This is a genomic window from Acinetobacter sp. 1566109 (assembly GCF_000582255.1).
GTDB classification, from domain to species: domain Bacteria; phylum Pseudomonadota; class Gammaproteobacteria; order Pseudomonadales; family Moraxellaceae; genus Acinetobacter; species Acinetobacter nosocomialis.
On the sequence record NZ_JEYB01000215.1, the window covers coordinates 1 to 738 of the forward strand.

Below are 738 nucleotides of genomic sequence, written 5' to 3' on the forward strand. Positions count from 1 at the left end.
AGTTATAGTATTCCGTGTCAGGAATCTGTCTACTTATCAGCGTCCGCGGAACTGCAGGATTTCTGGCTTTGTTGTTCGCAACGAGGGCTAATTCTGGAGTTCCGTATAAGGCATAATCAATAACGACATCTCGACTGATAATCAGTGCAGTAACTTTAGCCAATCTCGCTGCAATTTCCATGTCAGGAATTTGTCCACTTATTCCAATGATGATGAGAACTGCAGCATTGACTTAGATCGCCAGTGCTCAGTACTGGCTATCATGTAGCTTTTATCGCTTTAGCGCCTTAACTTATTTAAGTGGCGTAACTTGCATAACTTATGCATCCTATTTAGGTGACCTCAGTTATAGTATTCCGTGTCAGGAATCTGTCCACTTATTCCAATGATGATGAGAACTGCAGCATTGACTTAGATCGCCAGTGCTCAGTACTGGCCATCATGTAGCTTTTATCGCTTTAGCGCCTTAACTTATTTAAGTGGCGTAACTTGCATAACTTATGCATCCTATTTAGGTGACCTCAGTTATAGTATTCCGTGTCAGGAATCTGTCTACTTATCAGCGTCCGCGGAACTGCAGGATTTCTGGCTTTGTTGTTCGCAACGAGGGCTAATTCTGGAGTTCCGTATAAGGCATAATCAATAACGACATCTCGGCTGATAATCAGCGCAGTAACTTTAGCCAATCTCGCTGCAATTTCCATGTCAGGAATTTGTCCACTTATTCCAATGATGATG

Annotated in this window: 2 protein-coding genes; both read right to left on the reverse strand. The window is 42.5% G+C overall.

Features of this window, described 5'->3' with window-relative positions:
• On the reverse strand, positions 1-181 hold a 181-nt coding region (locus J582_RS27180; RefSeq protein WP_050674877.1), incomplete at its 3' end, for a hypothetical protein.
• Positions 182-521: 340 nt separating this feature from the next.
• The coding region (locus tag J582_RS27185) for a hypothetical protein (protein WP_228131723.1) at positions 522-738 on the reverse strand (217 nt) is incomplete at its 5' end.